Here is a 23,144-nt window from a genome sequence, read left to right as displayed (position 1 = left end):
CTTCTTGCTCGACACAAGTTGATCTACCAGGAGTCCCGTTCCCACTATCCAGCAGGGGTTGACCCGCCGATCACAGCCCTAACGCAACGGCGTTGAGGCGGAAGTAGTGGCCTCGCGGCGTGCGGGAGGCCACTACTTCATGGATCGAGCTTGATTGCGTGGCCACCCGTGGCCGCCGTGGTCGGCCGGGGTCAGTGTGTCTTGCCGAGCAGCCGGGTGGCGAGCACCGCGGCCTGCGTGCGGCGCTCCAGGCCGAGCTTCGCCAGCACGCTGGAGACGTAGTTCTTGACCGTCTTCTCGGCGAGGAACATCTTGCCGGCGATCTCGCGGTTCGTGAGGCCCTCGGCCACGTACTCCAGGATCCGCCGCTCCTGCTCGGTCAGCGACTTCAGCTCCCGGGGCTGCTCGACGCCGCTGCGGATCCGCTCCAGCACCCGGGTGGTGATCGCCGGGTCGAGCAGTGACTGCCCGGCCGCCACCCGCCGGACCGCGTCGACCAGGTCGGTGCCGCGAATCTGCTTGAGCACGTACCCGGCCGCGCCGGCCATGATGGCGGCGAAGAGCGCCTCGTCGTCCTCGTACGAGGTGAGGATCAGGCCCTTGATCGACGAGTCCACGGCCCGGACGTCGCGGCACACGTCGATGCCGTTGCCGTCGGGCAGCCGCGCGTCGAGGATCGCCACGTCGGGGTGGAGCGCCGGGATGCGGCGCGCCGCCTCCTGGGCCAGACCGGACTCGCCGACCACCTCGATGTCACCGCTGGCGGTGAGCAGGTCGGCCAGGCCACGACGGACGACCTCGTGGTCGTCGAGCAGGAACACGCGGATCATCCCTCGTTTCTACCTCGCCCCGCCACACCTCGCACGGGCCAAAGGTCCCTACCCGGGGCCTACGCTCCCCGGTTCCGCCGGAGGGGGTGGGGCGGGGGGTCCTGGTGGGACGGGACGTCCGGCCCTGGGTGGTGGGCAGCCGGTGACGGAATGTGGAGGTGCACCACCGACGGGCGGTTTGGGGACCGCCGAGGGGGAAGGGAAGGGCACCATGGACGCCGGCTACACCGTCGAACAGCTGCGCGCCGCCGCCGCCGACGCCGTACGGGCGCCCTCGCTGCACAACACCCAGCCGTGGCGGTTCCGCCTGCGTGACGGGGGGATCGAGGTGCTGGGCGACCCGTCGCGGCGGCTGCCGGCAACTGACCCGAGCGGGTGGGGGATGCGCATCGCCTGCGGGGCGGCCCTGTTCAACCTGCGGGTCGCGCTGGCCGTGGCCGGGGTGCCGGCGACCGTGCGGCTGCGCCCGTACCCGGCCGAGCCCGACGTGGTGGCCCGGCTGGTCCCGGACGTGCCGCGCCGGCCCACCCCGGCCGATCAGGCCCTGTACGCGGCCATCCCCCGCCGGTTCAGCAACCGTGCCCCGTTCTGGCCCGACCCGGTGCCGGCGGACGCCCGCTGGCGGCTCGCCGAGGCGGCCCGCGCCGAGGGCGCCTGGCTGGAACTGCTGATCGGGATGAGCGCGGTGAACGCCTTCGCCGAGATCGCCCGGAGCGCCCACAAGGTGCTGGAGCGGGACCCGTCGTACCGCGCCGAGCGGGAGGAGTGGATCCGCGCCGAGCCCGCCCCCGACGGGGTGCCGGTGGCCTCCGGCGGCCCGCAGAGCGAGCCGCAGGACCTGCTGCCGTCGCGGTCCTTCGGCGGCCGGAACCGGGCGCCCGGGCGGGACTTCGAGCCCGAACCGCTCGTCGCGGTGCTCGGCTCCCCCGGCAACACCGCCGTCGACCAGGTGGTCGCCGGGCAGGCGTTGCAGCGGGTGCTGCTCACCGCCACCGACGCGGGGCTCGCGGTGTCGATGCTGTCCCAACCGATCGAGGTGCCGAGCGCCCGCGAGCAGCTGCGGTTGTCGCTTGGCCGCTTCGGGACCCCGCAGATGGTGATGCGGATCGGCTTCGGCCAGCCCGGCTGGCCGACGCCCCGCCGCAACGTCGACGAGATGCTCGACCTGCCGATCACGCAGGGCTGAGCGGGCCCGAGGTGGACGGGATCAGCGCGGTGCCGGCAGCAGCGCCGCTTCGCGGGCCGGGTCCAGGCCGACCGCGGCGCGTTGCGGGCGCCCCGCACGCGGCGGCACAGTGCCGACCGACCGCAGCCAGGCCCAGGTGTCGGCGACGGTGTCGACCACCGGACGGCAGGCCAGGCCGGCCGCGTACGCACGGCTGACGTCGCGCTCCTGCAGCCAGCGGTACGGATGCCCGGCCGGGATCCAGATCGGCAGGTCGTTCCACGGCACCACGCCCGCCGCCAGGATCGGCTCGGGGTCGGTCCAGCGCAGGCGGGCGTCGGACCCGGTGGCGGCGACACAGGCGGCCAGCAGCTCACCCATCGTCGTGTGCCCGGTTCGGCTGACCACGTTGTACGTGCCGCCGGGCACCACCGGATCGAGCAGGAAGGTGGCCAGGTCCCGAGCATCGACGTACTGCAGCGGCAGGTCGGCCGGACCGGGCGCCAGCACATCCCCGCCCCGGGCGATCCGGTGCAGCCACCACGGCAGCCGGCCGATGTCCTCACCGGGGCCGAGGATCAGGCCGGCGCGGGCGATCAGCGCGCTCTCCCCGTACACCTCGCGCACGGCCCGCTCGGCGCCGGCCTTGTTGGCCGCGTAGTCGGCGTCGTCGGCGTCCGGCGCGGCGTCGACCACCGGGGCCTCCTCGGCGGACCCGGGCGCCACCGGTTCCGCGTAGACCGATCCGCTGGAGACGTAGGCGTAGCGCCCCACCCGCCCGGCGAGGACCCGCGCCGACGCCCGGGCGACCCGCGGCGCGCCGTCCCAGGTGTCGACCGCCAGGTCCCACTCGCCACCGGCGAGGGCGGCCAGCCCGTCCGGGACGGTGCGGTCGCCCCGCAGCCGGCGCACGCCCGCCGGCACCGTGCCGTGGCGGCCCCGGTTGAACACCGTCACCGACCAGCCGCGACGCACCGCCTCGCCGACCGTCGCCCCGCCCACGAATCCCGTACCACCCAGCACCAGCAGTCTCATGCGTTTCACTCTGCCGGCGGCCGGCGCACGCCGGGAGCGCCGTTCACCCTCAGCGGATCTGCCGACGGCAGAACCACGCGCCGGACGGGCGGTCGCGTCGCCGGGCCGGGACGGACGGTGACCACGCGGGCGGGAATAATGACGCGAGCCTGTCGGGGGAACGGTCGCTCGTGGACCGTCCTCCGGTCCGACTTCGACACGAGCGAGGATCTGCCATGGCCGAGGGTCACCCCTCCGTCCCGAGTCCCCCTGCCCCGCCGTGGGCGCACGCGCCCACCCCGCCGCCACCGCCCCGCCGGTCCGGGCGCGGGCTGTGGATCGCGTTGGGCGTGGTCGGCGTGGTGCTGCTGGTCCTGGTGGCCGGTTCGGTGGTCGCCGTGTCGGCCCTCCTCGGCCGGTCCACCACCGACGCCGGCTCCGACGACATCGACACCCTGCTGGCCGGGCACACCCGGGCCCTGGCGGAGCGGGATCTCGCCGCGTATCTCGCGCCGTTCGACCCAAGTGACGAGGACCTGGTCGCCCGCCAGACGACCCTCTTCCACAACCTCACGCAGCTGCCGCTGGCCGAGGCCCGGTACGAGGAGTTCGGCGCCACCCCGTCGGACGAGGGCACCTTCGACGTCACGGTGTCGTTCGTGCACCGGTTCGAGGGCGCGGACCGGGCACCGGTGGAGGAGCTGTACCGCTGGACGGTCACCCGCACCGGCGGGAACGCCCCGCTGAGGGTCACCGACGTGGGTGGTGGGTTGCCCGCCGATGAGGGTCGCGACATGACCACCTACTACCCCGCGCCCTGGGACCGGGGGCGCCCCATCCACGTCGCGAAGACCCCGCACACCGTGGTCATCGCGGACGAGTCGCTGAAGGCCGAGGCGCAGCGGTACGCGCCGCTGGCCGAGCGCGCCGCCGCGGAGGATCTCGCCGCCTGGCGCGCCGGCGGGGTGGCCGCCGAGGTCCCGGACGGCTTCGTCATCTCGCTGGTGAAGGGGAAGAAGGAGCTGGGCTCGCTGTACCGGACGACGAAGGAGACGCCGGTCGAGTCCGGTGTGGCGATCCCGGTGCCGCCGGCCGGGGCGATCGACGGCACGGCCGGGCGGGACGTGGCCACCAGCCGGATCGTCATCGACGTGGCCGACGAGTACCACTTCACGAAGGGCGACCGGGAGCTGGAGATCTTCCGGCACGAGGTGGCCCACGCCGTCGTCAACGTGCTCCTGGAGCGTGGCCCGGGCGCGACGACGCTGGACGGCCCGGAGAACTGGGTCGTCGAGGGGTTCGCCGAGTACCTCGCCCACGGCCGGGAGCCGTTCACCCGCAGCGACCGCACCGGCGAGGCGAAGAAGATCCTGCGCTCGTACGACTACCGGCAGCGGCTGCCGGGGAACGCCTCCTGGAAGTCGGAGGGGCGGTTGAGCTACCACTACTGGCTCGGCCACTCGGCGATGAGCTATATCGCGGAGCGCCACGGCGAGCAGCAGGTCTACCGGTTCGTCGCCGAGCACTACCGGGGCGCACCGGTCGACGAGGTGACCCGGGACGTGCTCGGGGTGTCGTACGCGGACTTCGAGGCCGGCTGGGCGGCGCACCTGCGGTCGGCGGTGCGCTGACCCCCGACAAAGGGTGGGGGTTGGTGTGACCGCCGCGACCGCCCACGCGGACGGCGGAAGGTCCGGTGCCGGGGACGGCGCCGGACCTTCCGTTCATCCTGGTGGGCGATACTGGGTTTGAACCAGTGACCTCTTCCGTGTCAAGGAAGCGCGCTCCCACTGCGCCAATCGCCCCGGGCCACCCGGAACCGGCTTGCCGGCGGGCGGATCGCGAGCGGACGACGGGATTCGAACCCGCGACCCTCACCTTGGCAAGGTGATGCGCTACCAGCTGCGCTACGTCCGCGTGTCGCCAGAGGGCCCCGGCGACCCCACCACTGTACCCGATGGTCAAGATCGCCCGGCCGGCTGCCCCCGCCGGGGCGGGGTTGCGCAGGTGGGCGGCGGGGTACAGACCATCGACGACAGCACACACATCCCCTGCAAAAGGAGGCTGTCGTGGGTATCGGCACCAGCATCTTCCTGCTCGCGCTCGGCGCGATTCTCACCTTCGCCCTGGACGCCACGCTCGCCGGCGTCAACCTGGACGTGGTCGGCTGGATCCTGATGGCCGCCGGCGTGCTCGGCCTGATCATGACGACGCTGGTGTGGGGCCGCCGGCGCTCGGTGGCCAGCACCGCCGAGGAGCCGGTCGAGTACCGGCGGGTCGAGGAGCCGGTCGAGTACCGGCGGGTTGAGGAGCGCCGCGACGTCACGCCGCCGCTCTGACCCGACCGTTGCGAGGCCGGGGGTGCCGGTCACCGCCACCGGTGGCCGGCACCCCTGGTTGTCCTGGACCCGTCCGTCAGGACGCCGTGGTCACGACGACGTCGCCGCTGGTGCTGGCGGCCTCGATCCGCAGGACCGCGCCGCCGCTCGCGGTCTGACTGACCGGCAGGTCGCTGCGGGCCGTACCGCTTCGGCTGGACAGTTCGACGCGGGCGGTGACGCCCGGGCGGACGCCGACCCGGATGGAGCCCGGCCCGGTGCGGACCTGGATCCGGCCGGACACGGCCTCGGCGATGGCGATCCGGTTCGCGCCGGTGGTGAGCGACAGGTCACCCTCGACCGTGCCGATGCTCACCGTGCCGGCACCGCTGGTGACCCGGGCACCACCGCCACCGATTCGACCGATCTCGACGTGCCCCTGCCCGATGCGGGCGTCGAGCTGGCCGGCGATCTCGGCCAGGCGCAGCGAACCGTCGCCGTTCCGGATCTTGCACTTGCCGTCGACGCGGTCGGCGGTCAGGCCGCCGGCGCTCGACTGGAGCTCGAGCGAGCCGGCCCGCCCGCTCACCGTGAACCGGGCGTCGCTGCCGGTCAGCTGGATCTTCGAGCCCGGACGGGCCCGGACGACGACCCGCACCGGCACCGGACGCAGGCGCCGCCGCGGCGGCTGCACGACCAGCCGGCCACGGGTGAAGTGGACCGTGGTGCCGCGCAGCACGTCGGCGATCACGTCGGCCGGGCTGTCGCCGGACACCGGGGACACCGCGACGGTCACGGCGTCGGACTCCACAAGCTCGACCAGGGCCTCGCCGCTGCTGAGGTGGACCTGGATGTCGGCCGGCTCGGGGCAGTTGAACGATTCGATGCGGACGGTGGAGTCGATGTCAGCCATGGCGGACCCTTCCTTCGGTCGGGGCGGCGCCGGTGCACCGCGTGGTCGGTGGGACGGGAATCTGCGGGTCAGCCGACGACCCAGCCGCTGACCCGGCTGCGGACGAAGCCGCGCGACGCCCGGGGTCGCCGCTCCAGTGACTCCTGCACGGACCGCACGAGCCAGGTGTTGAGCGAGGCCCCCTGGGCGGCTGCCGCCTCCTCCGCCCGGACCTTCAGTTCCTCCGGCAGCCGGAGGGTGACGCGGCTGGTCTCCCCCGACGCCTCCGGCGTCGGCGGCTCGGGGGTGGGCTCCTCCACCTCGGGAAGGTCGCTGACGACGACCGCGACGTCGCGACCGTCGAGGCGGACCTCCACGACCGGCCCCGCCAGCCGTTCGGTGACCTCGGCGGCGAGGTCGGACAGGGCGGTGAGCAGCGCCAGCCGGGCCGCGGGTTCGAGTGCGGCGGCCAGCAGTTCGGCGATGCGGCGGGTCTCGTCGTTCCCGGCCGCCGCGGTGCGGGTGAGCGCGGCGTCGAGTTCGGCGAGGTACGGTGCGAGGTTCATGACACTAGTATGACGTCAACTCTGACGTCAGTCAAGGATATATGACGTCATGAAGACGTCATTCAGGTTGCCCGCCAACGCGCGACGGGGCGGCCGACCCCGCCAGCCGGCCGCCCCGCGCGTCCCTACGCCCTCAGGCCCGGACGGGCACCTGCACCTCCGACGTCACCGGGGCGTCCCAGTTGATGCGGTAGCGCTGCTCGGGCCCGAGCGTGCGCTCCTGGTTGAGGAAGGTCTTCAACGCCAGCGGCATCATGAGCCGCATCATCGTCTTGGCGAACGGACCCACCGTCTTGCTGTTGGTGGTGCGCTTCCCCCGCAGGATCACCTTCTCCACCCGCTCCCGGCGCAGCTGCTCGTAGGCGGCGAAGGCGCTTGGCAGGTCGTCGAAGTCCCGCAGGCAGCGGGCCACCTGGATGGCGCTCTCGGTCGCCATCGAGGCACCCTGCCCGGAGCTGGGCGACGGCGCGTGGACCGCGTCCCCGACCAGCACCATGCGGCCGCGGTGCCAGTGCGGCACCGACGGCATGCTCTCGATCGACCCGATCGCGACAAGCGTGTCCGGGTCGGTGTGCTCGACGACCTGGCGGGCCGGCACGTCGTCGGCGAAGGTGGCGCGCAGCTCGCGCATCCACTGGCCCGCCGAGATCTCGTTGGCCTTGGCGTACGTCATGTGACGGCTGTCCGGCACGTTCGCAAACCACGCGGTCCGGCCGTCGGGCTGCACCCAGTACCCGAAGAAGGCCTTCTTGCCGAAGACGAAGTACATCGCGTCCGGGTCGGCGTCCGGCACCGCGTAGTCGGCGGCCGCACCGAAGTTGAGCAGCGGCATCACCTCGGGCTTCGGCGCGTTGGGGTCGATCAACGTACGCACTCGCGAGCGCACGCCGTCGCAACCGATCAGGACGTCGCCGGTCGCGGTGGTGCCGTCCTCGAAGCGGGCGACGATGCCGTCGGCGGTCTCCTCGGCGTCCACCAGGCGCTTGCCGTACTCGATGGGCACGCCCTGCGCCTCGGCCCGCTCGTGCAGCACCTGGGACAGCTCGTCGCGCCACAGCCCGAGCATGGTCGGCTGGACCGAGAGTGGCGGGAACTCGCCGATCCGCACCCCGTAGCCGTCGCTGACCACCATCCGGGGCATCGGCAGGCCGATCGACTGGACGGCGTCGTCGGCCCCGATCAGCCCCATCGCCGCCACGCCGTTCGGGGCCAGGGTCAGGGTGACACCGATGCCGTCGGCCGCCGAGGGGTACGCCTCGTAGACCGTTGCCACGATGCCGGCCTTGCGCAGCGCCATCGCGGCCACCGGGCCGGCGACGCCACCCCCGATGACGAGCGCCCTCTTTGCGGCTGTCATGTGCGACTCCCCATGGTCTCCTGCCCGGGCCTCAGGTGGCCCGGTAAACGACTGGATCCGTTGCGTGACTTCACACTGACATCAAACATGATGTCAGTCAAGGGTGTTGTGGCGTCTCGGTGACGTCACTCTGCTTGCCCATGGCCTCCCGCCAGGAGTTCACGTAGCCCGGCGCGGCCAGCGACTGGATCAGCTCCGTGACGAACGCCCGCTCCGCCTCCATCAGCGCGAGCGCGTACCGCTCCTCCACGAGGAAGTACCACTCGACGCCCCGGTCGAGCGCCTCGGCGGTGGCGGCACGGCTCTCGTCGATCCGGGTGGCCAACGCCGCCAGTCGCTTCCGCAGCACCTCGACGACCTCGTCGGGTGGGAGCAGGCTGAGAAGCGACAGCGCGACGGCGAAGTGCGGGTACTCCTCCCGCGGCTGCGCCAGCAGCGCGCGCAGCCAGTCGTGGAACTCGTGACGCCCCTCGTCGGTGATCTCGTAGACGGTGCGCTCCGGCCGCTGACCCTCGCGCACCGTCTCCCGCTCGACGATGAAGCCCGCCCTCGTGAGCTGCTCGACCACCATGTAGAGCGAGCTCCGCGTGTACTTGATGTGTCGGTCCTTGCCGCTCTGCTGGAGCCGGCGCCCCAGCTCGTAGGGGTGCATCGGCTCCAGGAGCAGCCAGGCGAGAACGGCCAGTGCCAACGGGTTCGGCACGCGACGACGTCGCTCCACTCAGCACTCCCAAAGGTCGATGTCGACTATCCAGGATCGACCATTCGGTGTCAACCATCCGCGGTCGCCGGGATGCGCACAGTGATCAACAGTGTGGGTGGCCCCGGCCGACGGCGGCTCGAACCGGCGGCCGGACCGACCGGCAACCCGCGAGTCCGGGTCCAGCGACGCTCGATCCGGGCACGACGCGACTGCCCGACGCTGGGGCCCGTTCGCCCTAGAGCCGGAGGTGACCTGCCATGGTGGACACGACCCGGTCGCCCGCCGCGGCGGCCGCAGCGCCGCCCCGCACCGACCCGACCGACCGACTGTTCACCAGTGGATGGTTCCGCAGCCTCTTCGTCGCGGAACTCTGGGAACGGTTCGGCTTCTACGGCATGCAGGCCGTCCTGGTGCTGTACGCCGTCGCGCCACGGGACCAGGGCGGGCTGGGCCTGAGCGCGGGCAGCGGCGCCGCCCTGTTCGGCGCGTTCATCGGCATCACGTTCATGTTCGCGCTGCCCGGCGGCTGGCTCGCCGACCGCGTCCTGGGCCAGCAACGCGCGATGGTCGCCGGGCTGGCCCTGATCTCCGTCGGCTGCTTCACCCTCGCACTGCCGCCCTCCCCGCTGACCCTGTTCGGGCTGCTGTTCATCTCCGCCGGCTTCGGCCTGTTCAAGCCCAACCACCAGGCACTTGTCAACATGCTCGCCGGCACCCCGGGGCGGCGCGAGGCGACGCTCGCCGCGTTCTTCGTCGGCATCCAGGCGATCGGCCTGCTGGCGCCCCTGGTGATCGGTGCGATCGGTGAGCGGGTGAGCTTCCGGCTCGCCTTCGCCACGATCGGCGCCGTCGTCGCGGTCGGCGTACTCACCACGGCCGCCGGGCGACGCGCCCTCGGCACGGCCGGCGCCCACCGGTCCCGCCCGCTGTCGCCGGCCGAACGCCGTACCCTGCTGCGCCGCCTGCTCCCAGTCGTCGGCGCGCTCGTGCTGCTGCTTGTCGTCGGCCTCAGCGCCGGGGTGGTCCCGCCGCAGGCCGCGCTCGGCATCGTCGGCCTGCTGCTCATTGCCGCGCCCTGGGGCGCGTACCGGCGGCTGCGCCGCCACCCCGAGCTGACCGGGGACGACCGCTGGCGGCTGTCGGTGATGCTGCGGCTGATGCTGGCCGCCACCATCTTCTGGCTGCTGGCCGGCCAGGACGGCTCGGTGCTGACGCTGTTCGCCAAGGACTCCACCGACCGTACCGTCTTCGGCTTCACCTTCCCGGCGAGCTGGCTGCAGGGGGCCACCCCGCTGTTCATGCTGCTGCTCGCGCCGCTGATCGCCTGGCAGCTCACCCGGATCGGCGCGCGCGTCGCCGTACCGGACAAGTTCGCCTTCGGGCTCCTGCTGGCCGGCGTCAGCTTCCTGATCATGACCGGGGCGGCGGCGTTCGCCGCCGACGGCGACCTGGTCTCGCCGCTGTGGCTGCTCTCGGTCTACCTGCTGCACGCCCTGGGCGAGATCGTGGTGGCCGCGGTGAGCATCAGCGCCATCGCCGACCTCGTCCCACGGGCCTTCCTGGGCCAGGCGATCGGGGTCTACTGGCTGTTCGCCGCGCTGGGCGGCGGCCTGAGCAGCCAGGTGGCGGCGCTCATCGACGTGCTCTCCGGGCCGGTGTACTACCTCTCGCTCGCCGTGGTGTCGCTCGGTGTGGGCGCGCTGTTCATGGTGTTCCGCCGCCGCCTGGGCGCGCCGTTCGTCGACGACGCGCCGCGCCCGGCCCCGCCGGCGCCCGCGTCGCGCGCCGCCCGCCCGGCGGGCCAGCGGTGACCCGCCCGTCCAGCGGGCCTCCACGGGGGCTCGACGTGCAGCCGAAAACCTTGGAGCCGGCCCGGACCGGGCCGGCCGGGCAGGGAAGGGGCCAGTGGTGACGAAGATCAACCTTGACGACGTACGGCGGCTGCTGCGCGAGAGCGCCGGCGTGGACGAGTCGGTCGACCTCGACGGCGACGTAGGCGAACTGGAGTTCCAGGACCTGGGGTACGACTCGCTCGCGGTGCTGGAGCTGACCGCCCGCATCGAGCAGGAGTACGGGGTGAAGGTCCGCGAGGACGACGTGACGGAGCTGACCACCCCGGCCCGCCTCATCGACTACGTCAACCGGCACGTGGTGGTGCCATGACCGTGCGACCGGCCGGCGCGGGCGGGTCGACGTGACCCCGCTGCTGGTGGCGGTCGCCCTGCTGGCCAACGGGGTGGCGGTAGGGGTCATGGTGTCGACGGTCATCGGCTTGGCGCCGATGAGCCTGGCGGTGCCGTACCAGACGTACGTCGGGACCGTGCAGTTCCTCTGGAAACGGTACGACCCGCTGATGCCGGCGTTGAACGCGACGGCCTGCGTCCTGGATCTGGTCCTCGTCGCCGTCGTCGACGACGGCACCGCCCGGACACTGTTCGGCGCCGCCGCCGCCCTGCTGCTGATCGTGATGGTGATCTCGGTGGTGAAGAACGTGCCGATCAACCGGTACGTCATGTCGCTGGACCCGCGGCGCCCGCCCGCCGACTGGGCGCACACGGACCCGCGGGTCCGCTGGCGGAACTGGAACCTGCTGCGCACGGCCCTGGCCGTGCTGGCGTTCGTCGTGAACGTGGGGACCGTGGCGCTGCTGCTCGGCGCCAGTGCGGGCCCCTGAATCCCTGGGAAGGAGACACCGTGGACGTTGCCGGGAAGAAAGTGCTGGTGACCGGCGGCAGCCGGGGCATCGGGCGGGCGATCGTGCTGTCCTTCGCCCGCGCCGGAGCCGACGTCGTGACCTGCTACCGGACGGAGAGCGAGGCGGTCGGCAGCCTCGTCGAGGAACTCAAGGCCACCCCCGGCACCCACCACGTGGTGCGGGCCGACGTCACCAAGGACGACGATGTCACCGCGCTGATCGAGGAGGCCCGGCTGCGGTTCGGGCGCCTCGACGCGGTGGTGAACAACGCGGGCGTGATCAGTCACGTGCCGTTCGCCAAGCTCCCGCTGGACGAGTTCAGGTCGGTCGTCGACAGCAACCTGACCGCCGCCGCGCGGGTGATCCAGGCGGCGTTGCCGCTGCTCGGCGCGGGTGCGTCGGTGGTCAACGTCGGTTCGCGGGTGGCCACCGTCGGCATCCCGCTGCGCGCCCACTACACCGCCGCCAAGTCCGGCCTCATCGGGCTCACCCGCTCGCTGGCCAAGGAGCTGGGCCCGCAGGGCATCCGTGTGAACGTGGTGGCGCCCGGCCCGGTGCAGACCGAGACCGAGACGCCGCCGGCGGTGCTGGAACGCTACAAGAACCTGATCCCGCTGGGCCGCCTCGGCGCGGCCGACGAGATCGCCTCGGTCGTCCGGTTCCTGGCCAGCGACAGCGCGAGCTTCGTCAACGGCGAGACCGTCAACGTCGACGGGGGGATCTGATGGCCGCCGTCGAGGACCGGTCCGAGGTCTTCCGCGTCATGCTGCGCATGAACATCCACCCCGGCATGGAGCGGGAGTTCGAGCAGACCTGGCACCGCGTCGGTAGCACCATCGTCCAGCACCCCGCGAACCTCGGGCACTGGCTGTCCCGCAGCACCGAGGAGGAGTCGGTCTACTACGTGGTCAGCGACTGGGTCGACGAGCCGCGCTTCCGCGAGTTCGAGCACAGCGATGCGCACGTGGAACACCGCACCAAGCTGCACCCGTACCGCTCCGGCGGGTCGATGACGACCATGCGCGTGGTGTACGGGATGACCGGCGCGGCGGCCGCCCGGTGACCCGGGTCCCGACCGCCCGCCCCGCCCCGGCACGACGAAGGGAGGCACCGACGTGGGTTCGCTCGCCGCGAAACGGATCCTGATCACCGGCGGCACGCGCGGCATCGGCCGGACCACCGCGCTGGCCGCCGCGCGGGCCGGCGCCCGCCTGGTGGTGTGCCACGGCCACGACCGGGAGCACGCCGAGCTTTTCGCCAGGGAGTTGGAGAAGGAGGGCGCCGGTCACCGCGTCGTCCAGGCCGACGTCACCGACGAGCAGGACGTGGCCCGCCTGCTGGAGGTCTGCCGGGAGGCGCTCGGCGGCCTGGACGCCGTGGTGAACAACGCCGGCGTCGACGGCCGGGCCTCCCTGGCGGAGCTGACCCCGCAGGAGTGGACCCGGGTCGTCGACATCAACCTGACCGCCGCCTTCCTGGTGACGAAGGCGGCGCTGCCGCTGCTCGCCGACGGCGGCTCGGTCGTCCTGGTCGGCGCGTCGGCGGCACTGCGGGGCCGCCCGCACAGCGCGCACTACGCGGCGTCGAAGTCGGCCCTGGTCGGGCTGACCCGCTCGCTGGCCCGGGAGGTCGGCGACCGCGGGATCCGGATCAACACGGTGGCCCCGGGGGTCATCGTCACCGAGCCGGGGGGCGGTCCCCCGCCGCCGGTAGCGGAGCTCATCAAGGCGATGACCGCGCTGCGCCGGCTGGGTGAGCCCGACGAGGTGGCGGGGCCGGTGCTCTTCCTCGTCGGCGACGAGTCCCGCTACGTCAGCGGGAGCATCCTGCACGTGGACGGAGGAATCTGATGCCCTACGCCGCCATCACCTACCGGGTGAAGCCCGGTCACGAGGAGGAGATCGCGGAGATCTTCGCGAACTTCCGGCGGGTGGACTCGCCGGTGCTCCGCGACGAGGACGGCACCGAGGTGGGCGAGCTGCTCGGCACCGCGGTGTTCATCCGGGACGACCTGATGGTCCGGGTCATCCACTACCAGGGCGACTTCGCCGCCATCGGCCGGCACATGGCCACGCAGCAGGGCGTGCACACGCTGGAGAGCAAGCTCGCCCCGTACCTCGCCGAGCAGCGGGACACGAAGACGACCGAGGGCTTCCAGACGTACTTCCGCAACGCCACCATGCGGTGCATCTCGCAGCTGTCCCGCGAGGAGTACGTACCCCCGCGACCGAACTGAGCACCGGGCGGCGGACCGGATCCCGGTCCGCCGCCCGCCGGCTCCACGACGAGGGCCCCGTCCGCCACGGACGGGGCCCTCGTCGCCTCGTGTCAGCCGGCCGGGCGCAGCCGCTCGGCGTCCTCCACGGCCATCTCGTCGACCAGGCCGGTGGTGTGCTTGGCGGCCCGGAAGACGGGGTGCGCCACCACGCGGCGCAGGAAGTCCCGGGTGGTGTGCACGCCCCGGCCGGCCACCCGGAACTCGGCAAGCGCCCGGTCGACCCGCTCGATGGCCTGACGCCGGTCCGGCGCCCAGACGGTGACCTTGGCGAGCAGCGGGTCGTAGTCGGCGGTGACCCGGAAGCCCGGGAAGCCGTGCGTGTCCACGCGCACGAACGGACCGCTCGGCGGCAGGAACTCGTCGAGCACACCCGGCGTCGGCAGGAAGCCCCGCTCCGGGTCCTCGGCGTTGACCCGGACCTCGATGGCCACCCCCCGCGGGCGCACGTCCTCCTGGGTGACCGACAGCCCGTACCCGGCGGCGACGCGCAACTGCTCGCGGACCAGGTCGATGCCGGTCACCTGCTCGGTGACCGGGTGCTCCACCTGGATCCGGCAGTTGACCTCCATGAAGACGAAGTCGCCGTCGTCGCCGACGAGGAACTCGTACGTGCCGGCGCCGGCGTAGTTCACCTCCCGTGCCGCGTACACCGCCGCGGCACGGATCCGTTCGGCCAGTTCGCCGGGCAGGCCGGGCGCGGGCGTCTCCTCGACGAGCTTCTGGCGGCGCCGCTGCACCGAGCAGTCCCGCTCCCCCAGGTGGATGACGTCGCCCGCGCCGTCGCCGAGGACCTGCACCTCCACGTGCCGGGCGTTCTCCAGGAACTTCTCCAGGTAGAGGCGCGGATCGTTGAAGGTGGCCTGGGCGACCGCGCGCAGCCGCGCCCAGGAGCGGCCGAACTCGCGCGGGTCACGGACGACGGTCATCCCCCGGCCGCCGCCGCCCGCCGTCGCCTTGATGATCACCGGATAGCCGATGAGCGCGGCCACCTCGCGCGCCTCCTCAAGCGAGGCGAGCGAGCGGGAACTGCCGGGAAGCACCGGCAGGCCGGCCGCGCGGGCGATCTCGCGGGCCTGCGCCTTGTCCCCGAGGCGGCGCAGCAGCGCGGCCGGTGGACCGATGAACGTCAGCCCGTTGGCCTCGCAGATCTCCGCGAAGTCCGGGTCCTCGGAGAGGAACCCGTAGCCCGGGTGCACCGCCTCGGCGCCGTTCTGCAGGGCGGCGGTGACGATGGCGGCGGGATTCAGGTAGCTGAGCCGGGCCGCGGACGGTCCGATGCGGACGCACTTGTCCGCGTACCGGGCCACGGCGGAGTCGCGGTCGCTGTCGGAGCAGACCGCGATGGTCCGGATGCCCATCTCCCGGCAGGTACGCGCGACCCGAAGGGCGATCTCGCCCCGGTTCGCGATCAGCACGGTGGAGAACACGTGTCTTACCTCCTGGTCCGCGTCACGGCGCGGCCGCCTCGGGCGGCGCCAGAACGAAGAGCACCTCGCCGTACTCGACCGCGGTGCCGTCGGTCACGCTCACCTCGACGACCCGGCCCGGGCGGTCGGCCTCCACCGGGTTCATCAGCTTCATGGCCTCGACGATCGCCACCTGCTGCCCCGCCGCCACGTCCTGGCCCACCTCCACGAAGGGCGGCGCGCCCGGCGACGGGGCCCGGTAGAAGGTGCCGACCAGCGGCGCGGTGATGGCGAACGTGCCGTCCGGCGGAGGCGCCTCCGCCGGCTCGGCCGGCGCCGCCGCCGTGACCACCCCGGCGGCCGGCGGGGCGGCCGCCGCCGGGTTCTCCGGCCACTCCAGCGCCACCAGCAGCTCACCGGCCTGTACCCGGACGCTGCGCAGCGGTGCCGGTGCGGTACGCGCGAGCTGCGTCGCCTGCCGGCACAGCTCGTCGATGCCGTGGGCGGTCGGGTCGGTCGTCTCGTTGGTCATGCCCATGTCGACTCCTCGGTGCCGAACCGCCGGAACCGTCGCCGGCGGCCAGCCACCAGATCGGTCGCCGCGACGGCGGCGATCTCCTGAAGGGACTCGATCAGCGCGGCCCGGAGCAGGTCCGCCGCGGTGACCGGGTCCTCGTGCGCGCCGTCGGGCGGCTCGGGCACCACCGCGTCGACGATGCCGTGGCGCAGCAGGTCGCGCGCGCCGATCTGCAACGCCGCCGCGGCCCGGGGCGCGGCCGCCGGATCCTTCCAGAGGATCGCGGCACACCCCTCCGGGCTGATCACCGAGTACATGGCGCCCGCGCAGGCGAGGACGCGGTCGGCGACGGCCAGCGCCAGCGCCCCGCCGCTGCCGCCCTCCCCGGTGACCACGGCGACGATCGGTACCGGCAGCCCGGACATCAGGCGGATCGTCTCCGCGATCGCCCACGCCTGGCCGCGCTCCTCGGCGTCCACGCCCGGATGGGCGCCCGGTGTGTCCACCAGAGTGACGACCGGCAGGCCCAGCTTGGCCGCGAGGCGCATGAGCCGGGCGGCCTTGCGGTAGCCCTCCGGCAGCGCCATGCCGAAGTTGCGCTGGATCCGCTCGGCCGTGTCCCGGCCCTTCTGGCTGCCGATCACGACCACCGGCCGGCCGGCCAGCCGCCCGATCCCGCCGACGGTCGCGGGGCAGTCGCCCGCTCCCCGGTCGCCGCGCAGCTCCAGGAAGTCGTCGAAGGCCTGGGCGATGTAGTCGAGAGTGGTGGGACGCTGCGGGTGCCGCGCCGCCGTCACCACGTCGGCGGCCGCCCGGACCGGCAACTCGGCGGGGTCCCGGACGAGGCGTACCCGGCTCGGGGCCGGGGCCGCCGGCGCGCCCGGTGCGGCGGCGGCCAGCAGCCGCGCGAGGGTCGGGCGCAGCGCCGACCGGGCGACCACCGCGTCGAGCAGGCCCCGGGCCAGCAGGAACTCGGCGGTCTGGAAGCCCTCCGGCAGCTCGTGGCCGATCGTCTGCTCGATCACCCGCCGGCCGGCGAAGCCGATGCGGGCGCCGGGCTCGGCGATGACCACGTCGCCGAGCGTCGCGAAGGACGCCGCCACCCCGCCGTACGTCGGGTCGGTCACCAGACAGATCGTCAGGATCCCGGCCTCGTCCAGCTCGGCCATCGCCTGGCTGGTCTTCGCCATCTGCATGAGGGCGAGCGCGCCCTCCTGCATGCGGGCCCCGCCGGAGGCGGTGACCAGCAGCAGGGGACGGCGGGTCTCGCGGGCGGTCTCGGCGGCGGCCGTGATGGCCGCGCCGACCCCGACGCCAAGGCTGCCGCCCAGGAACCGGAAGTCCATCACGGCGGCGACCAGCGGGTGCCCCATCAGGGTTCCCGTCACGCAGGTGACCGCCTCGCCCAGACCGGTGGCTCCGCGTGCGGCACGCAGCCGGTCCGGGTACGGGTGGGAGTCCACGAAGCCGAGCGGGTCCTCGCTCACCTCCGGTTGGTCCAGCGGCTGGACGGATCCCGGATCCAGCAGCTGCTCGATACGTTGACCGGCGGTGAGCCGGCTGTGATGGCCACAGCCGGGGCACACCCGCAGGTCCCGGTCGAAGCGCGGACCGTAGGTCAGGCCCCGGCAGGTGCCGCAGCTGACCCACTCCGGCGCGGGTGGGGACAGGGTCGGAACGGTCACTCCGGCAGCGTGCCGGCGCGGCCTCAACGCGTGTTGGAAGCGGACTGAACCGCGGCCGGGCCGGCGGGCCCGATCCAGTCCACCGGCTCTCGAGGCCCTGCCCTGATCCTGCTGTCCGGGCCCGGCCCCCTCCGGGCTGGTCCGGCGTACGGGCGGCCGGCGGCCGCCGGAGAGGAAGGACGCGGATGCCGAGTGACCGGACGGCGCGGCGGGAGCCCGCCGCCGACACGTACGACGAGACGACCCCCGTCCTGGTGGTCGGCGGTGGCTATGCCGGCCTGGCGTCGTCGCTGTTCCTCGCCCATCACGGGGTGGCGTCGGTGCTGGTGGACCGGCACCCGGGCATCTCGGTGCAGGGCCGGGCGCGGGGGATCAACCAGCGCACGATGGAGCTGTACCGGCCGCTCGGTGTCGAGGACCCGATCCGGCGGGCGGGCCGCCCGTTCGACGACGAGGCGGGGGTGGTCCGCTGCGAGACGCTCAGCGGGGAGTGGACGTGGCTGCTGGCCGACGACACCCGCAAACCGCTGCCGGAGCTGACCCCGGCCGAGTTCGTCATGGCCGACCAGCGCAGCGTCGAGCCGATCCTGGTGGACGCGGCGCGCGCCCGCGGGGCGGACATCCGGTTCGGCACCCGGTGCCGCTCGGTGACGGCCGACGACGACGGTGTGACCGCGGTCGTGGAGGACGTCGCGACCGGGGAGCGCCGTACCGTCCGGTGCCGCTACCTGGTCGCCGCCGACGGCTTCCGGGGCCGCACGCGGGAGGCGGTCGGGATCGGCCGCGCCGGGCCGGGCGTCACGCAGCACTGGGTGACGTTCCTCGTCCGGGCCGACCTCACCGGGATCGTCCGCCAGCGGGCGATGTTCTGGATCGTGGTGAACGACGAGATCGGGCTGGGGTCGTTCCTGACCACGTCGGTCCCGGACCAGTGGGCGATGAGCGTGAGCTTCGACCCGGCCCGTACGCCGGCGTCGTCGTTCACCCCGGAGCGCTGCCGGGAGCTGGCCCGGTCGTTCCTCGGGACCGACCGGCCGGTCGAGGTCCTCGACGTCGCCGCGTGGGAGGAGGCGGTCGGGGTGGCCGACCGGTTCCGGGCGGGACGAGTGTTCCTCGTCGGCGACACCGCCCACGTCTGGCCACCGGCCGGGGCGATGGGCGCCAACGCCGCGGTGCAGGACGCCCACAACCTGGCGTGGAAGCTGGCCGCCGTGCTCGGCGGGTGGGCCGGCGAGGGCCTGCTCGACACGTACGAGGCGGAGCGCCGGCCGGCGGCACTCGCCCTGGCGGACATCACGGTCGCCCGGCAGCGGGCCCGGTTCGGCGAGGACCCGGGCACCGAGGACGTCGACGACGTGCTCTGCACGCTGGGCCAGCGGTACCGGTCGACGGCGACCGTCGGCGCGAGGCCCGACCCGGTGTACGGGCGGGAGCTGGCGACCCGCGCCGAGCCGGGCCTGCGGGCCCCGCACCTGTGGCTGGACCGGGGCGGGGAGCGCATCTCGGTGCACGACCTCTGCCACGACGCGTTCGTGCTGCTGACCGGGGACGGCGCGGTCCGCTGGGACGGGGTCGGCTCGCTCGTGGCGCGGGAGCTGTCGGTGCCGCTGCGGGCGTACCGGATCGGGCCGGCGGCGGCCGGCGCGGACCTGGTCGACGTGGAGGGTGTCTTCGCGGCCCGGTACGACACAGCCGGAGCGACGTTGCTGCGCCCGGACGGGTACGTGGCCTGGTGTTCGCGGGACCCCGTCGATCCCGCGGCCGCGCTGCGCGAGGCGCTGCGTACGGTGCTGGGTCGGACCGGCTGACGCGGAGGCGCGCGGTCCGTGCGGACCGCGCGCGGCACCGGCTACTGATCCGGTGGGCGATCCCGCGCGCCCACCGGATCAGTACGTGGCGGTGACCTGGTAGACGCCGAACGGGCGCGGCGCGGGAACCCGCTGGTAGTCGCGCAGGGGCGCGGTGGTGTCCCGGTGTGCGGCCCCGGCCTCCCAGGCACGGAACGCCTCCAGGCTCGCCCACTCGCTCATCACGACGAACGCGCGGTCGTCGTCGGCCGCGCGGAGCAGCTCGTTGCGCAGCAGTCCCGGGGTCCCGGCGAGGTCACGGCTGATCCGGTGGTACGCGGCCGCCACCGCGTCGGGCTCGCCGGTGGGCGCGGCGGCGTAGACCAGGACCCGGACCCGGTGCGTCCCGGCGGGTGCGGCACCCGCCGGTCCGGCCTCGTCGGACGCGGGCCGTGTCGGCTGGTCGGACATGCGGGCCACCCCTCCCTCGCGCGCCACGACGTGGCGGCGACCCGCTGCGGGCCGCTGGCACAGCACACCCCGCCCCGCTGGGGCGCGACTGAAGCCGGGCTGGGTGCGACCCCTCCCAGCCGGCGCGAACTCGAGGCCTACTCGACTGTGGCCGGACGCCGGCCGGGGGGCCGAAAATGGTGGGGTCCGCGCGATATTCATCAGGGGCGCAAAAGGGACGGTATCGACGCCGGTTTTTGTCCAGAAGTGCCGGGTGACAATAGATTGCATGCCTACACATGCGATTCCGTCGGCCCTGCACAACCCGCATTGTCGCCCCGCCGGCGAGCGCGCGCGATTAGCACGGAACCTACCCGCCGGAAACGTCGGACAGTTGACCCACGAAACCTTGACCGTGCTGGGGTCGCAACTTACAGTCTGTAGCAGTTGCGCCACGGAGCATGTCGATCATGCCGCCAAACGGCTGGACGAGGTGTCGGGGGGTTGATCCACCACCGCAATTGCCCGTCGATGTCCCACCGTTCGGAGAGGCGTCAACTCCCGCACCATTTCCTGGGGGAGCTAATGGTGTTCCGCATTCTTGGCCCATTGTCCGTAACTCACGAGGACCGGGATATCACCCCGAGCGCACCGAAGGTTCGCCAAGTCTTGGCTTTTCTTCTGGTGCGCCGTAACCAGGTCGTGCAGGTCAGTGAATTCGTCGACGAATTATGGGGGGACAATCCCCCGGACAGCGCGATGACAACCCTGCAGACCTACATCTACAAGCTGCGCAAGGACGTGCTGGACCCGACCGGCATGGCGCGGCTGCACACGCAGTCCTGTGGCTACCTGCTCGACGTCAACGACGACGACATCGACGTGTGCCACTTCGAGCGGCTGGCTCAGCAGGGCCGCCTCGAACGGGAGCGCGGTGACGCCCAACGCGCCAGCGAACTGCTCACCGAGGCGCTCGCGCTCTGGCGGGCACCGGCCCTGCTCGGCGTCAACGCCGGCGAGATCCTCTCCGCCCACATGACCCGCCTCGAAGAGAACAAGCTGCGGGTGCTCGGCATGCGAATCGAGGCCGACATGCAACTCGGTCGGTACGAGGAGCTGATCAGCGAACTGAAGGAACTGGTCCGCAGTTACCCGCTGCACGAACGGTTCCACGCCAACCTGATGACCGCGCTGGACCGGTCCGGCCGCCGGTACGAGGCCTTCGAGGTCTACCGGCGCCTCCGCGAACTGCTCATCGACGAGCTCGGGCTGGAACCGTCCCCGGCCGTCCAGCGGCTGCACCGGTCCCTGCTCAACGCCGAGCCGGCGGAGAGCCGGCCGGCACCCCGGCCCGCCGCGTCCACCGAGCGGACCCCGGCCCGCACGGCACCACCCGCGCAACTGCCACCGGACGTACCCGACTTCATCGGCCGGGAGGAGGTGGTGCGGCGGGTCAGAGCCGTCCTGGCGGCCGGCCAGGAGCACGGCACCGCGCCCGCCGCCATCTCGATCTGCGGCATGACCGGCGTCGGCAAGACGACCCTGGCGCTGCATGTGGGGCACCTGGAGCGGGCCCGGTACCCGCACGGACAGCTCTTCGCCGACCTGCGGGGATCGTCCCGCAACCCGACCTCCCAGCTGGACGTCCTCGCCGGCTTCCTGCGGGCGCTGGGCGTACCGGAACAGCAGATCCCGCCGACCGTCGAGGAGCGCAGCAGTCTCTACCGCACCTGGACCAACGGCCGCCGGCTCCTGGTGGTCCTCGACGACGCGGCCAGCGCGTCGCAGATCGCGCCGCTCGTGCCCGCCACGCCGGAGAGCGCGGTCCTGGTGACCAGCCGGTGGGGCCTGCAGGTCCTCCCCGGCGTCCAGGTCACCAAGCTCGACGTCGTGACGACCGGCGAGGCCGTGGCGCTGCTGCGCGCCATGATCGGCGCCCCGCGGGTGGACGCCGAACCCGAGGAGGCCGAGCGGATCGCCGACCGCTGCGGCCACCTGCCACTCGCGCTGCGCTGCGTCGGCGCCCGGCTGGCCGCGGCGCCGACCTGGTCGCTGCGGAAGATGGCCACACTCATCGAATCGGGGCCGGCGGCGCTGGACCAGCTACGGTTCGCCGAGTTCGACGTACGCACCAACTACGACCAGACCTACTACCGGTTGGAGCCGCACGACCGCAGCGCCCTGCGCCTGCTCAGCCTGCTCCCGCCGCCGCACTTCACGGCCGCCACCGCGGCCAACCTGCTCGGCAGCGCCGCCGACGCCGTCGAGACGCAGCTCAGCCGCCTGGTCGCCTGCAACCTCCTGGACGCGCGGGCGGACGAGGGCGTGGTCCGCTACCAGTTGCACCGGCTGATCCGCCTGTACGCGCGGGAACGCCTCAACCACGAGTTCATCGAGCCACGGCTCGGATCGAACGTCTGAGTCCACCGACGGGTGCCGGAGGCAGATCCGCCAGGGGCGGCGGTGGTTTCCGGGTGCGGCTCACCACCTACCGGCCGTCCCGCCGGTACGGCCCCGGCCACCCGCCCGTCCCGTACCCCACCCGGCCGTCCCGCCGGGCCCGGGCCCGCCCGCCTCCGGTGGCGGCACGCCCGGCACGGGCCACCGGCGGTGATCGTCCGGACCGCCGGTGGCGCGGAACAGGTCACCGCCCGCCGGCGGTCCGGACAACCTCGCCGTTGACGTTGCCGTTGGCCGCCGAGCCGAGGAACACCACCAGCCGCGCCACATCCTCCGCCGTGCTGAGACGACCGCTCGGAGTGTCCCGGGCAGCCTGCGCCACCAGCTCCGGATCGACGTTGTCCAGGCTCTCGGTGAGCGTCCCGCCGGGAGCGACCACGTTGGCCAGCACACCGTCGCGGGTCCACATCAGCCCCCGGACGAAGCCGTGCAGCGCTGCCTTCGCCGCGCCGTAGACCTCCGACCCCGGGTTGCCGTGCAGGGCGGTGACCGAGGAGAGCAGGACCACGCGCCCCCACCCGCGCCGGCGCATCCCGCCGAGCACCTCCCGCACCGTCCAGAGGTGGCCCTCCACGTTCTCCCGGAACCGGTCCAGCCACTCCTCCAGCGGCAGGTCCTGGTACGGCGGCAGGTCCTCCGGGTTGATCCACACCCAGGTCTGGGCGTTGGCGACCAGGACGTCGACCCCGCCCCAGCGCTCCTCCACCCGCCGCACCGCCGCCCGTACCGAGGCCGGGTCGGCGAGGTCGTAGGGCACCGCCAGCGCCCGCTCCTCGCCGCCCAACTCCTTGACCACCTGCTCGGCGGCCGCCTCGGAGGTGTGGTAGGTGACGGCGACCCGGGCGCCCTCGTCGGCGAAGGCCCGGGCGGTGGCCCGGCCGATGCCCCGGGTCGCCCCGGTCACCAGCACCCGCTTGTCCGTCAGGCCGAGATCCATGGCGTACCCCTCACGACGTCGCTGACCGGCACGGCCGTGCCAAAGGGCCAATTTCCGCCGCCGGGCTCGACGCCGGCTCGCCGC

The 23,144-nt window shown here is 73.2% G+C and carries 23 protein-coding genes and 2 tRNA genes; 12 read left to right on the top strand and 13 right to left on the bottom strand.

Features of this window, described 5'->3' with window-relative positions:
* Positions 1-191: 191 nt before the first annotated feature.
* Entirely contained in the window at positions 192-830 is a 639-nt protein-coding gene (locus ABTW87_RS08590) for a response regulator (RefSeq protein WP_350649850.1), read from the bottom strand.
* A gap of 211 nt (positions 831-1,041) precedes the next feature.
* On the opposite strand from ABTW87_RS08590, the gene ABTW87_RS08585 reads away from it, so the two are divergent.
* On the top strand, positions 1,042-2,016 hold the full coding sequence (locus ABTW87_RS08585) for an Acg family FMN-binding oxidoreductase (RefSeq protein WP_350649848.1): 975 nt from the start codon (positions 1,042-1,044) through the stop codon (positions 2,014-2,016).
* Between the two features lie 21 nt (positions 2,017-2,037).
* Here ABTW87_RS08585 and ABTW87_RS08580 read toward each other — a convergent pair whose 3' ends face one another.
* Positions 2,038-3,030, bottom strand: coding sequence for an NAD-dependent epimerase/dehydratase family protein (locus tag ABTW87_RS08580; RefSeq protein ID WP_350649846.1), 993 nt, complete (start codon positions 3,028-3,030; stop codon positions 2,038-2,040).
* Between the two features lie 215 nt (positions 3,031-3,245).
* On the opposite strand from ABTW87_RS08580, the gene ABTW87_RS08575 reads away from it, so the two are divergent.
* A complete protein-coding gene (locus tag ABTW87_RS08575; protein WP_350649844.1) occupies positions 3,246-4,640 on the top strand; it encodes a hypothetical protein in 1,395 nt (464 codons plus the stop codon).
* Positions 4,641-4,739: 99 nt separating this feature from the next.
* On the opposite strand, the gene ABTW87_RS08570 is transcribed toward ABTW87_RS08575, so the two are convergent.
* Together ABTW87_RS08570 and ABTW87_RS08565 are read right to left on the bottom strand one after the other, a co-directional pair.
* Positions 4,740-4,814 (bottom strand) — tRNA-Val (locus ABTW87_RS08570).
* Positions 4,815-4,853: 39 nt separating this feature from the next.
* Positions 4,854-4,926 (bottom strand) — tRNA-Gly (locus ABTW87_RS08565).
* A gap of 152 nt (positions 4,927-5,078) precedes the next feature.
* Here ABTW87_RS08565 and ABTW87_RS08560 point away from each other — a divergent pair.
* Positions 5,079-5,348: a DUF6458 family protein gene (locus ABTW87_RS08560; RefSeq protein ID WP_350649842.1), complete on the top strand. Its 270-nt coding sequence runs from the start codon at positions 5,079-5,081 to the stop codon at positions 5,346-5,348.
* Between the two features lie 76 nt (positions 5,349-5,424).
* Here the strand turns inward: ABTW87_RS08560 and ABTW87_RS08555 are convergent, their stop codons facing one another.
* From ABTW87_RS08555 to ABTW87_RS08540, 4 genes are all read right to left on the bottom strand, one after another.
* Positions 5,425-6,240, bottom strand: coding sequence for a DUF4097 family beta strand repeat-containing protein (locus ABTW87_RS08555; protein WP_350649840.1), 816 nt, complete (start codon positions 6,238-6,240; stop codon positions 5,425-5,427).
* 68 nt (positions 6,241-6,308) lie between these two features.
* The gene (locus ABTW87_RS08550) at positions 6,309-6,785 is read right to left on the bottom strand and encodes a toxin-antitoxin system HicB family antitoxin (RefSeq protein WP_350649838.1); all 477 of its coding nucleotides are present in this window, start codon (positions 6,783-6,785) and stop codon (positions 6,309-6,311) included.
* Positions 6,786-6,918: 133 nt separating this feature from the next.
* Entirely contained in the window at positions 6,919-8,142 is a 1,224-nt protein-coding gene (locus ABTW87_RS08545) for an FAD-dependent oxidoreductase (RefSeq protein ID WP_350649836.1), read from the bottom strand.
* A gap of 97 nt (positions 8,143-8,239) precedes the next feature.
* On the bottom strand, positions 8,240-8,863 hold the full coding sequence (locus ABTW87_RS08540) for a PadR family transcriptional regulator (RefSeq protein ID WP_350649834.1): 624 nt from the start codon (positions 8,861-8,863) through the stop codon (positions 8,240-8,242).
* A gap of 239 nt (positions 8,864-9,102) precedes the next feature.
* Between ABTW87_RS08540 and ABTW87_RS08535 the strand changes: the two genes are divergently transcribed.
* From ABTW87_RS08535 to ABTW87_RS08505, 7 genes are all read left to right on the top strand, one after another.
* The gene (locus ABTW87_RS08535; protein ID WP_350649832.1) at positions 9,103-10,656 is read left to right on the top strand and encodes a peptide MFS transporter; all 1,554 of its coding nucleotides are present in this window, start codon (positions 9,103-9,105) and stop codon (positions 10,654-10,656) included.
* 97 nt (positions 10,657-10,753) lie between these two features.
* Positions 10,754-11,008: an acyl carrier protein gene (locus ABTW87_RS08530; protein WP_350649830.1), complete on the top strand. Its 255-nt coding sequence runs from the start codon at positions 10,754-10,756 to the stop codon at positions 11,006-11,008.
* 31 nt (positions 11,009-11,039) lie between these two features.
* On the top strand, positions 11,040-11,519 hold the full coding sequence (locus ABTW87_RS08525) for an anthrone oxygenase family protein (RefSeq protein ID WP_350649828.1): 480 nt from the start codon (positions 11,040-11,042) through the stop codon (positions 11,517-11,519).
* A 20-nt stretch (positions 11,520-11,539) separates the two neighbouring features.
* The gene (locus tag ABTW87_RS08520) at positions 11,540-12,265 is read left to right on the top strand and encodes an SDR family NAD(P)-dependent oxidoreductase (RefSeq protein WP_350649826.1); all 726 of its coding nucleotides are present in this window, start codon (positions 11,540-11,542) and stop codon (positions 12,263-12,265) included.
* A complete protein-coding gene (locus tag ABTW87_RS08515) occupies positions 12,265-12,603 on the top strand; it encodes an antibiotic biosynthesis monooxygenase family protein (RefSeq protein ID WP_350649824.1) in 339 nt (112 codons plus the stop codon). Before ABTW87_RS08520 ends, ABTW87_RS08515 begins: the two co-directional genes overlap by 1 nt.
* Positions 12,604-12,655: 52 nt before the next feature.
* The gene (locus ABTW87_RS08510; RefSeq protein ID WP_350649822.1) at positions 12,656-13,390 is read left to right on the top strand and encodes an SDR family NAD(P)-dependent oxidoreductase; all 735 of its coding nucleotides are present in this window, start codon (positions 12,656-12,658) and stop codon (positions 13,388-13,390) included.
* On the top strand, positions 13,390-13,776 hold the full coding sequence (locus ABTW87_RS08505; RefSeq protein WP_350649820.1) for a SchA/CurD-like domain-containing protein: 387 nt from the start codon (positions 13,390-13,392) through the stop codon (positions 13,774-13,776). Before ABTW87_RS08510 ends, ABTW87_RS08505 begins: the two co-directional genes overlap by 1 nt.
* Before the next feature lie 92 nt (positions 13,777-13,868).
* On the opposite strand, the gene ABTW87_RS08500 is transcribed toward ABTW87_RS08505, so the two are convergent.
* The 3 genes from ABTW87_RS08500 to ABTW87_RS08490 are packed head-to-tail and all read right to left on the bottom strand — an operon-like array spanning position 13,869 to position 17,411.
* Positions 13,869-15,245: an acetyl-CoA carboxylase biotin carboxylase subunit gene (locus tag ABTW87_RS08500; protein ID WP_350649818.1), complete on the bottom strand. Its 1,377-nt coding sequence runs from the start codon at positions 15,243-15,245 to the stop codon at positions 13,869-13,871.
* A 22-nt stretch (positions 15,246-15,267) separates the two neighbouring features.
* A complete protein-coding gene (accB, locus tag ABTW87_RS08495; protein ID WP_350649816.1) occupies positions 15,268-15,762 on the bottom strand; it encodes an acetyl-CoA carboxylase biotin carboxyl carrier protein in 495 nt (164 codons plus the stop codon).
* Positions 15,753-17,411: an acetyl-CoA carboxylase carboxyltransferase subunit alpha gene (locus tag ABTW87_RS08490; RefSeq protein ID WP_502891550.1), complete on the bottom strand. Its 1,659-nt coding sequence runs from the start codon at positions 17,409-17,411 to the stop codon at positions 15,753-15,755. Before ABTW87_RS08490 ends, accB begins: the two co-directional genes overlap by 10 nt.
* Positions 17,412-17,611: 200 nt before the next feature.
* Between ABTW87_RS08490 and ABTW87_RS08485 the strand changes: the two genes are divergently transcribed.
* Positions 17,612-19,234, top strand: coding sequence for an FAD-dependent monooxygenase (locus ABTW87_RS08485; protein ID WP_350649812.1), 1,623 nt, complete (start codon positions 17,612-17,614; stop codon positions 19,232-19,234).
* 78 nt (positions 19,235-19,312) lie between these two features.
* Here ABTW87_RS08485 and ABTW87_RS08480 read toward each other — a convergent pair whose 3' ends face one another.
* Positions 19,313-19,684, bottom strand: a complete 372-nt coding sequence (locus ABTW87_RS08480) for an antibiotic biosynthesis monooxygenase family protein (RefSeq protein ID WP_350649810.1) — start codon at positions 19,682-19,684, stop codon at positions 19,313-19,315.
* A gap of 510 nt (positions 19,685-20,194) precedes the next feature.
* Here ABTW87_RS08480 and ABTW87_RS08475 point away from each other — a divergent pair.
* Entirely contained in the window at positions 20,195-22,084 is a 1,890-nt protein-coding gene (locus tag ABTW87_RS08475; RefSeq protein WP_502891546.1) for an AfsR/SARP family transcriptional regulator, read from the top strand.
* 223 nt (positions 22,085-22,307) lie between these two features.
* Here the strand turns inward: ABTW87_RS08475 and ABTW87_RS08470 are convergent, their stop codons facing one another.
* Positions 22,308-23,060: an SDR family NAD(P)-dependent oxidoreductase gene (locus ABTW87_RS08470; RefSeq protein ID WP_350649806.1), complete on the bottom strand. Its 753-nt coding sequence runs from the start codon at positions 23,058-23,060 to the stop codon at positions 22,308-22,310.
* Between the last annotated feature and the right edge of the window lie 84 nt (positions 23,061-23,144).

Source organism: Micromonospora sp. NPDC126480 (assembly GCF_040302465.1).
Taxonomy (GTDB): Bacteria; Actinomycetota; Actinomycetes; order Mycobacteriales; family Micromonosporaceae; genus Micromonospora.
The sequence above is the reverse complement of the archived record's forward strand: the minus strand, read 5'-3'. Positions and strand labels throughout refer to the sequence as shown.